Annotated in this window: 9 protein-coding genes, 2 pseudogenes and 1 CRISPR repeat array; of the genes and pseudogenes, 5 read left to right on the plus strand and 6 right to left on the minus strand. The window is 72.1% G+C overall.

Annotated features, from left to right (window positions below; translation table 11 throughout):
* Positions 1-390: pseudogene (locus G3I42_RS09570) on the plus strand (decarboxylase); the annotation flags it as partial.
* A gap of 160 nt (positions 391-550) precedes the next feature.
* Positions 551-1,645 (plus strand): LLM class flavin-dependent oxidoreductase, encoded by a 1,095-nt coding sequence (locus G3I42_RS09575; protein WP_164284265.1) that lies wholly within the window; start codon positions 551-553, stop codon positions 1,643-1,645.
* A 109-nt stretch (positions 1,646-1,754) separates the two neighbouring features.
* On the opposite strand, the gene G3I42_RS09580 is transcribed toward G3I42_RS09575, so the two are convergent.
* The gene (locus tag G3I42_RS09580; protein WP_164284267.1) at positions 1,755-2,435 is read right to left on the minus strand and encodes a hypothetical protein; all 681 of its coding nucleotides are present in this window, start codon (positions 2,433-2,435) and stop codon (positions 1,755-1,757) included.
* Between the two features lie 189 nt (positions 2,436-2,624).
* Between G3I42_RS09580 and G3I42_RS09585 the strand changes: the two genes are divergently transcribed.
* The gene (locus G3I42_RS09585; RefSeq protein ID WP_164284269.1) at positions 2,625-3,098 is read left to right on the plus strand and encodes a carboxymuconolactone decarboxylase family protein; all 474 of its coding nucleotides are present in this window, start codon (positions 2,625-2,627) and stop codon (positions 3,096-3,098) included.
* Positions 3,099-3,147: 49 nt separating this feature from the next.
* Here the strand turns inward: G3I42_RS09585 and G3I42_RS09590 are convergent, their stop codons facing one another.
* Entirely contained in the window at positions 3,148-3,888 is a 741-nt protein-coding gene (locus G3I42_RS09590) for an alpha/beta hydrolase (RefSeq protein ID WP_164284271.1), read from the minus strand.
* Positions 3,889-4,105: 217 nt separating this feature from the next.
* Here G3I42_RS09590 and G3I42_RS09595 point away from each other — a divergent pair, with 217 nt between their 5' ends.
* On the plus strand, positions 4,106-4,414 hold the full coding sequence (locus G3I42_RS09595; RefSeq protein ID WP_164284273.1) for a hypothetical protein: 309 nt from the start codon (positions 4,106-4,108) through the stop codon (positions 4,412-4,414).
* A gap of 15 nt (positions 4,415-4,429) precedes the next feature.
* Here G3I42_RS09595 and G3I42_RS09600 read toward each other — a convergent pair whose 3' ends face one another.
* Positions 4,430-4,615, minus strand: a complete 186-nt coding sequence (locus G3I42_RS09600; RefSeq protein ID WP_164284275.1) for a DUF397 domain-containing protein — start codon at positions 4,613-4,615, stop codon at positions 4,430-4,432.
* The gene (locus G3I42_RS09605; protein ID WP_164284276.1) at positions 4,612-5,427 is read right to left on the minus strand and encodes a helix-turn-helix transcriptional regulator; all 816 of its coding nucleotides are present in this window, start codon (positions 5,425-5,427) and stop codon (positions 4,612-4,614) included. Before G3I42_RS09605 ends, G3I42_RS09600 begins: the two co-directional genes overlap by 4 nt.
* A gap of 96 nt (positions 5,428-5,523) precedes the next feature.
* On the opposite strand from G3I42_RS09605, the gene G3I42_RS09610 reads away from it, so the two are divergent.
* Entirely contained in the window at positions 5,524-5,982 is a 459-nt protein-coding gene (locus G3I42_RS09610) for an ATP-binding protein (protein ID WP_164284277.1), read from the plus strand.
* A gap of 230 nt (positions 5,983-6,212) precedes the next feature.
* A CRISPR array of direct repeats spans positions 6,213-6,668; the repeat unit is 29 nt; unit sequence CTGCTCCCCGCGCGTGCGGGGCTGGACCC.
* Positions 6,669-6,726: 58 nt separating this feature from the next.
* On the opposite strand, the gene G3I42_RS09615 is transcribed toward G3I42_RS09610, so the two are convergent.
* Both G3I42_RS09615 and G3I42_RS09620 read right to left on the minus strand, forming a co-directional pair.
* Positions 6,727-8,082 (minus strand): aldehyde dehydrogenase family protein, encoded by a 1,356-nt coding sequence (locus G3I42_RS09615; RefSeq protein ID WP_164284278.1) that lies wholly within the window; start codon positions 8,080-8,082, stop codon positions 6,727-6,729.
* Positions 8,079-8,431, minus strand: a pseudogene (locus tag G3I42_RS09620) (hypothetical protein); the annotation flags it as partial. The pseudogene G3I42_RS09620 and the gene G3I42_RS09615, both read right to left, overlap by 4 nt.

Genomic DNA, 8,431 nt, shown 5'->3' on the forward strand with positions numbered 1-8,431 from the left:
GAACTCGGCATGAAGCGCGTCTCGCTCGCGACGCCGTACGGCGAGGCCCAGACCGAGACCTTCGCCGCCTACCTGCGGGCCGCCGGTTTCGAGGTCGTACGGGCCGTAGCGGGCGGCCCCGCGAGCCCCACCGAGGCCGCCGCCTGGGACGCGGAGGCGCAGGCGCGGCTCGTACGGGACGCGGCCGAGCCGGGCCCGGACGGCGTCCTGCTCGCCTGCACCGCCCTGCGCACCGCCGGGCACATCCCGCAACTGGAGGTCGCCGCCGGCCGCCCCGTCCTCACCGCGAACCAGGTGAGCGTGTGGGAGGCGCTGCGGCTCGCGGAGCGGCGGGTGCGGGAACCGGCGCTCGGCACGCTCTTCACCGTGCAGCCGCCCGTGGTGGGGTGAGGGGCGGGGCGTGCGGTGAGCCGTGGCGTCTGCGGTGGGCCGTGGCGCGTGCGGTGAGCGCGGTGGCGCGTGTGCCGGGACCGCCCGGGGAATAACCGGCGGGCCCCTCCTGTTGTGCGGCGGAGTATCCGCAGTACCGCACGACCTGGAGGCATGACCGGTGGACGACGTGGACGAGATCCGAGGCACCGCGCAGGGGAGCGCCCCCGTACCGCTCTCCGTACTCGACCTGGTCACCGTCGGTGCCGGGCACACCGCGGGCGAGGCCCTGGCCACCGGCGTGCGGATCGCGAAGACGGCCGAGCGGCTCGGCTACCACCGCTACTGGGTCGCCGAGCATCACTCGATGCCCGGCATCGCCTCCTCCTCGCCCGCCGTGATCCTCTCCCACCTCGCCGCCCACACCGAGCGCATCCGCCTCGGCTCGGGCGGCGTCATGCTGCCCAACCACGCGCCGCTCGTCATCGCGGAGCAGTTCGGCACGCTGGAGGCGCTCGCTCCCGGCCGCGTCGACCTCGGCCTCGGGCGGGCCCCGGGCACGGACGGCGCGACCGCGCAGGCGCTGCGGCGCACCGAGCGGCCCGGCGAGGGCGCGGACGACTTCCCCGCGCAGGTCGCCGAGCTGGGCCGTTTCCTCGACGACGACTTCCCCGACGGCCACCCCTACCGCCGTATCCACGCGGTCCCCGGCCCCGTCCAGGCCACCTCGCCCGGCGGCGTGCAGTCCCCGCACCGCCCGCCGTTGTGGCTCCTCGGCTCCTCCGGCTTCAGCGCGCAGCTCGCCGCGATGCTCGGCCTGCCCTTCGCGTTCGCGCACCACTTCTCCGCGCAGAACACGATCCCGGCGCTCGACCTCTACCGCGAGAACTTCCGCCCCTCGGCGGTCCTCGACGAGCCGTACGCCCTGATCGGCGTCGCGGCCCTCGCCGCCGACGACGAGCGCGAGGCCCGCCGCCAGGTCATGACGGGCGCCCTGAGCATGCTCCGCCTGCGCACCAACCGCCCCGGACTCGTCCCCACCCCGGAGGAGGCGGAGGCGTACGACTGGTCGCCGATGGAGGAGGAGTTCGTCAACGGCTGGCTCGCGAACATCGTCCACGGCACCCCGGACGCGGTCCGCGAGGGCCTGAACGACCTCCAGAAGCGCACGGGCGCCGACGAGCTGATGATCACAGCGAACGCCCACGGCGGGGAGGCGCGACTGCGGTCGTACGAGCTGATCGCGGGGGCGTACGGGTTCGGGGCCGGGGAGTAGCGGTGCTGCGGGCGCACGGTCCGGAGGTGGTGCAGTAGCGGGTGGGGGCACGTGCCACAGACGGGGGCCTCACTCCCGGGCCGCCCGCGCCCGCCTGCCCGCCCCCGGATCAGGCCGAGGGCGGAGGGCCGAAGGCCCGTCGGCCGGCCCGGACTGCCAAAGTGGCGAGCGCGGCGTTGGCGCCGCCGCCGATGACGGCGCCTATGCCGAACGGCGCGACGCGGCCGAGCACGATGATCCCCTGCTTGGTCCCGTACTTCGTGACGAAGTGTTTCCCGAGGACCTTGTTGATCCGGCGCAGGGTCTCGACCGGCACTTTCGCGACGACCTGTCGTCCCCAGTGTTGCCCGGTTCGTTCCGCGACCTTGCCGATGGTGGCGGAGCCGGAGCCGCCGAGCAGGATGCCCATCACGATCGTCCGGCGGCGCTCCACCTCGTCGATGGGGACACCGTGCACCTCGGCGAGCGAGAGCGCGAAGAGAGTGCTCAGTTCGAGCGACGAGAACGCCTCACCGGCCGACAGCGCCAGAGACACGGCTGTGCCGACTCCCGGCGCGGCGGCGCTGCCACCCACCGCCGCCCCCGTCCCGGTCAGCGCACTGACGTACATCCGCTCCAGCGACCGGATGGTCTGGGCGGGGGTCGCCTCCGGGTGCCGCTGACGGGCCCTGGCGATGTGCTTGCGCACCAGTACCGTCTGCGAACCGATGGCTTTGTCCAGCAGTGCGAGAACACGTCGCCCAGGCTCCGGTTCCTCCTGCGCGGCGCTGCCGGGGACATCTGCTGCCATGTCTCGCACTCCTCGGTTCCTCACGCTCAACGCGGTAGGCCATTCGACCACCTGGGCACTTCTCGTGTCAGGTGAACGGCGGAGGGAGCCGGGCGGAGCTGGGGGCCATTCCGTGGGTTGTCACACTTCCAGTCGCTGTCCGGTCGAAGGGGTGAGAACGCGGAACGGACGAAACACAGGGAGCACGAGATGGACGCGCGACTTAACGTGTTCGGCAACGCGGTGGCCGGGAAGGTCGTCGGGCTGCTCGCCAGGACGGGGCCTGTCATCGACGGGAGCGGGCTGCCCCCGGCGACGGGGGAGCTGGTGAAGATCAGGGCCAGCCAGATCAACGGCTGCGGCTTCTGCACGGACATGCACACGAAGGACGCCCTCGCCGCCGGGGAGACGCAACTGCGCCTCAACCTCGTCGCCGTGTGGCGCGAGGCCACCGTCTTCACCGAGGCCGAGCGCGCGGCGCTCGCGCTCGCGGAGGAGGGCACCCGGATCGCGGACGGCGCGGGCGGCGTCCCCGACGACGTGTGGGCCGAGGCCGCGAAGCACTACGACGAGCAGCAGATCAGCGGCCTCGTCGCCCTCATCGCGATCATCAACGCCTACAACCGCCTCAACGTCATCACGCGGCAGCCGGCGGGCGACTACCAGCCCGGCCAGTTCGGCTGAGGGGGAGGGAGGCGGGGCCCGTACAGGGGGCGGGCCCCGCCTCCGGCTCTCAGGCCGCCGCGCTCAGGTGGCGGATCAAGAACCGTACGTCGTCATCGAGTTCGTGCGCCTCCGGCGGAGCCGAGTGCGTGCCCGGCCCGGCGTGCAGGGTCTTGTCCGCCGAGCCGAGCGCGTCGAAGAGAGCGAGGCTGTCGGCGCGCGGGACGCGTTCGTCGTCCCACCGCACGAGGAAACGCACCGGTACGGAGATGCCCACCGCCCCGGCCGGATCGCCTCCGCCGAGCCCCAGCACGGCTGCCCGCACGCGGTGTTCGGCCGCGACGAAGGGCACGCCGAGCCCGCAGCCGAGCGAGACGCCCCAGTACCCGACGGCCCGCTCGCCCACGTACGGCAGTTCGCGTACGGCATCGAGCGCGGCTCGCCACTCGGGGACGGTCTGCCGGGCGACCATGGCCTGGAAGTCAGCTATGAGCGGCGCGAGTTCGGCGCCCTCGGCGACGCGGCGCTGATTGGTGCGGGCGAGGTCGTCGTACGCCGGGTCGACCGGCCGGTCGCCGTGCCCCGGCACGTCGACGCACACGGCCGCGAACCCGCTCGCGTGGACGAGCCGCAGCGCCAACTCCCTAATGCGCGGGGCGTTTTTGTGCTCCCCGCCCCCGTGTCCCAAGACCACGAGCGGGCGGGGCCCTTCGGCGTCCTCCGGGGACCAGAGCACCCCGGGGACCTCACCGACGGAAAAGAACTGTTCGCGAACGCCCTTGTGGGCGTGGGTGGAAGAGATGAACCGCATACCAAGCCGTCCTCACTGGCTTGCGCGGGCGCTCCCTCGGCCATGCGGGGGCGACGAGGGAGTCCCGGCCACTGTCACTACGGACACAGCGTTGATCGGACTCACCTCCTCGGACGGCGATTTGCGCACGGCAGGGGAGACGGTAACACGGGGCGTCGGGACGGTGGTTGGCGAATTTGCGTTGCGTGACACGTAGCGCGCTGCCAAGGATGCGCCTATGGCACACCTCTCTGCGGACATCAGCGCCTCGTTCCGCTTTTTCGCTTTCTTCCTCGCGAACGGGACGCTGGAGCTGGATCTCCTCGAAGACTTCGACTACCGCCCCAACCTCTTCGGGAACCCTTCGGGCCTCGAACAGGTCTTCGCGATCTTCTGCAACGTTCTCGAAGTCGACAACGGGGGACGCGCGGTGCTCGACGACGGCACGGCGTCCTACCGGGCCGCGCAGTGGATCAGGCAGTGCGAAGACCCCGCGTATGTGGTGCAACCCCCGTTTGAGCAATGGGAGTTGGAGCTGCACATCTGAGGGGTCCTCGCCGCGTCAGCGGCCTTCCGCCGCGGAGTCGAGGAAGGCGGTCCAGCTGGCGGGGGAAAGGTGGAGGTGGGGGGCGGCGGGGGTCTTGGAGTCGCGGATGTGGATGGTGTGGGGGGTGCGGGCCATTTCGACGCAGTTGCCGCCGTCACCGTCGCTGTAAGTGGACTTGGTCCACTCCATGTGGTCCGTCATAGCTCGTCCGCCACCTTCCGGATAAACCTGGCCGATTCCTCGGCGCTCAAAGCGTGCATACGGATCATGCCATGCGTCTGCGTCAGGGCGTTCACCTGCGCGGGGTCGCTGTAGAGAGCGCTCGTCTTCTGGCCCTCTGTGTAGGCATACCGAGTGTGGTCCGGATTGTCCAGCAGTGTGATCGTCCCATGCAGTGCGAGCCCGAATCCGGCTCCCATCGGCAGGACCTGAAGGGTTACGTGGGGCAGTTGAGACGACTCCAGCATGTGGAAGAGCTGCGCCCGCATGACCTCCGGGCCTCCGATGTTGGTGCGCAGCGCGGCCTCGTAGACCAGAAAGCTGTAGAGCGTTGTGGTGCGTTTGCGCATGAGCGCCTGACGCGCCAAGCGGTTCTGCACCTTCGGTTCGATTTCCTCTATGTCCATCGGAGGGAAGCTGTGCGCCATGAGGAGACGCATGTACCGCTCCTCTTGGAGCAGGCCGGGCGCGAGAAGCGGCTCGAACCCGTGGACCGCTACCGCTTCTTCCTCCGCCGCCATGAAGTCGGCCGAGCGGGAGGGGTACTTCTCCGGTTTCAGGAACTGCGTGCCCGACAGGAGCTTCCCTCCGGCGTCGCACATCTGGTCGGCGACTTCCAGCAGCCGCGAGGTCGGCTTTCGGCGGCCGTACTCCATCGACTTCTCGTACTCCGCGCTGTAACCGCACTCGTCGGCGAGCCGTTCGCGCGTGATCCCCGCTCCTTCCCGCCACAGGCGCACTTGGTTGCCCGCGTACCGCCATGCCATCGGCGGATCGCCGCTCTCCTGGTTCATCGCTTCACCCGCTTCCTGATCACCGGCGCGGTACAGCCGCGTGTGTACCCGCGTCGCCGCTACGCAGCGTAAGAGAGTGTCGGCAGGCTGTGAGACATGAATCACGCAAATTCCCTCCCCACGGGCGAGATTGAGTTCCGATTCCCGCGCTCCCGGCGCACGCCCTCCCGCGCGCGGGCGTCGTTTCGGGAGCAGGCCGCGCTGTGGAAGGTGCGGGACGAGGTGACGGAGGCGGCGGAGTTGTGCGTGGGGGAGCTGGTGGCGAACGCCGTCGTGCACGGGAAGGCGCCGGTGGGGAGGGAGGTGTGGGTGCGGTGCGTCGTGTGGCAGGACGGGCCGCTGCGGATCGAAGTTCTGGACGCGGACGAGGAGTTGCCGGACCGGGTGACGGAACTGCCGGAGCCGGAGGCGGAGGGCGGCCGGGGCCTGTGGCTGGTAGGGGCGCTGGCGGACCGCTGGAACGCGGAGTCGCGGGAGAGGGCGGCGGGGAAGAGGGTGTGGTGCGAGTTCGACGGGGCGTGTGCGGGGGAGGGGGTGGGGGGCTCGGTGGGGTGAGGGGGCGGCCGCCTCGCGGCGGGGGAGGCCGAAGCGAGGGCCGGCGCCCCGAGGCCCCGCAGGAACGCCCACCCGCAACCGACGGCTTTCCGCTGCGGACCCTGGCAACGGTTGGCTAGGCTCTGACGCGAACCACCCGGCCAACGGTTTCTGATACGCCCCAAATGCCCGAACCTTCAAAGCTTGCACATCTGAAGCCCCACCCAAACTAAACCCGCAGGTCACCGAGACTGCTCCCCGCGCGTGCGGGGCTGGACCCTTCCAGGGCTCACCGGCATTATCGCCGTCAGGCTGCTCCCCGCGCGTGCGGGGCTGGACCCGGCGTCCTCTCGCAGCGCATCGCGGACGTCGTCTGCTCCCCGCGCGTGCGGGGCTGGACCCGCACACGGGCGCCGTCGTGCGCGAGGAATCAGCTGCTCCCCGCGCGTGCGGGGCTGGACCCCGAACGCGGTCAACCCGTACTTCTACCTGTCGCTGCTCCCCGCGCGTGCGGGGCTGGACCCCATGTCACTCCGTTCTCTCTGCTCTGTCTGCGCTGCTCCCCGCGCGTGCGGGGCTGGACCCCCGCCGCGCGGACGGCCTCCATCGCGGTCTCGCTGCTCCCCGCGCGTGCGGGGCTGGACCCGGCACCGGGTCGCCGTCCTCGGGGGCGTCGCACTGCTCCCCGCGCGTGCGGGGTTGGACCCAAGCAGACCGGTGAGCACTGCGACCTGGACGACGGCTCCCCGCCGCGCGGGGCCTGCCTCACCCCTTCAATCCCCCCGCCACCCCCGCTGGCACCCCCTGCAACGCAACAGGCCGCACGAACCTCTCCACCGCCGCCGTCCCCACGCTCGTCGACCACGGGGCCGACGTCGCTGGCCACGGGCCGCCGTGGACCATCACGTCACAGACCGCTACCCCCGTCGGGACTCCGTTCCAGATGATGCGGCCTGCCCGGAGGGTCAGGGCGCGGAGCAAGGGGGCCGCCGCCGGTTCGTCCTTCGGGGTTGCCAGGAGTGTTGCTGTCAGCGTGCCCGGGAGGGTGCGGGACAGCGGTCCGTACGACGACACCGGGGCCGTTGCTATGACCACCGCCGGGCCGAAGTGCTCCTCCAGGAGGGGGCCCCTCAACGCCGTTGACGGGACGCGGACCGCGAACGGGCCCTCCGGGGAGGCCGTGACCGTCGCGTCCGGGATCGCGCGGGCCGCCGTGCCCCACTCCTCGTGCGCGCGGGCCATCGGCTCCGTCAGCATGCGGTGCGACGGGGCCGCCGCCACCGCTTCCGCCAGCAGCGCGGCCAGCTTCTCGCCCTCCGGGGTCTCCGGGACGACGATCAGGCCCGGCTTCGTGCACAGCTGGCCCATCGCCCTCGTCACCGATCCCGCCAGCGCCGTCGCCCACTCCTCGTTTTCCGCCGCCCCCGGGAGGACGAACACCGGGTTGAGGGAGCCCATTTCGGCGTAGACCGGGATCGGGTCCGGGCGGGCCGCCGCCGCGTCCATCAGGGCGCGGCCTCCGGCCAGGGAGCCCGTGAAGCCGACCGCGCGGATCTCCGGGGCCCGCACCAGCGCGAGCGAGACGTCCGGACCGCCCTCCACCAGCGTGAACACGTCCTCCGGGAGCACCGCGCCCAGCACGCGCCCCACTGCCCGCCCCGTCTCCGGCTGTGCCGGGTGCGCCTTCACCACGACCGGGCAGCCCGCCGCGAGCGCCGACGCCGTGTCGCCTCCGGCCACCCCGAACGCCAACGGGAAGTTGGACGCCGCGAAGACCGCGACAGGCCCCACCGCGACATGGACGGTGCGGATGTCCGCGCCCCCCGCCGCGACGCCCGCCGACACCCGTTCCGGCGCGTGGCGTCCGGCAGCCACGTGCGCGCCGAGGAGCCTCAATTGCCCGGTCGTACGGGCCATTTCGCCCCGCAACGCCTCCGCTGCCAAGCCGCTCTCCTCGGCCGCCAGCGCGACGATCTCGTCCGTCGCCTCCTCCAGCGCCGCCGCGCACGCGTCGAGCAGGTCGCGGCGTGCAGCGGGCGCGAGCGCGCCGAAGTCCTCCGCCGCCGCGCCCGCCCTGCGGGCAGCCTCCGTCACGGAGTTGGTGCCGGTCGTGTCCGTCATGCCTTCGTTCCTTCCGCCTCTTGCCACTCGCGCACGATCGTTCCCAGGACCTCCAGGCGCGCGGCAGGTGCGAGACCCAGGTGGTAGAGCCCGAGCCCGCTCGCGCCCGCCGCCCGCAACCGCCGTGCGTGCGCGGGGACTTCGTCCGGCCGCGCGGGTGGGAGTGCCGTGACGTACGCCTGTACGGGGGTGCCGCTTTCGGTCGCCGCCGCGACGACCTGTTCGCTCGCCGCGCCCACCGGCCACACCGGGACGAGGAGCGCGTCGGCGTCGGCGGCGGCGCGGGGGGTGAGCCCGGGCGAGGGCCCGGTGGCCCAGGGGTCGGGGTGCGCGTGGAGGGTCACGGGCG

Origin of the sequence: Streptomyces sp. SID11385 (genome assembly GCF_010548245.1) — a bacterium.
In the GTDB taxonomy this organism is placed as follows: domain Bacteria; phylum Actinomycetota; class Actinomycetes; order Streptomycetales; family Streptomycetaceae; genus Streptomyces.

What these genes read in the sequence shown, in the direction of transcription:
- G3I42_RS09610 (WP_164284277.1), top strand. Translation starts at nt 5,524, where the DNA reads ATGAATCACGCAAATTCCCTCCCCACGGGCGAGATTGAGTTCCGATTC.
- G3I42_RS09615 (WP_164284278.1), bottom strand. Translation starts at nt 8,082, where the DNA reads ATGACGGACACGACCGGCACCAACTCCGTGACGGAGGCTGCCCGCAGG.
- G3I42_RS09580 (WP_164284267.1), bottom strand. Translation starts at nt 2,435, where the DNA reads ATGGCAGCAGATGTCCCCGGCAGCGCCGCGCAGGAGGAACCGGAGCCT.
- G3I42_RS09595 (WP_164284273.1), top strand. Translation starts at nt 4,106, where the DNA reads ATGGCACACCTCTCTGCGGACATCAGCGCCTCGTTCCGCTTTTTCGCT.
- G3I42_RS09590 (WP_164284271.1), bottom strand. Translation starts at nt 3,888, where the DNA reads ATGCGGTTCATCTCTTCCACCCACGCCCACAAGGGCGTTCGCGAACAG.
- G3I42_RS09605 (WP_164284276.1), bottom strand. Translation starts at nt 5,427, where the DNA reads ATGAACCAGGAGAGCGGCGATCCGCCGATGGCATGGCGGTACGCGGGC.
- G3I42_RS09585 (WP_164284269.1), top strand. Translation starts at nt 2,625, where the DNA reads ATGGACGCGCGACTTAACGTGTTCGGCAACGCGGTGGCCGGGAAGGTC.
- G3I42_RS09600 (WP_164284275.1), bottom strand. Translation starts at nt 4,615, where the DNA reads ATGACGGACCACATGGAGTGGACCAAGTCCACTTACAGCGACGGTGAC.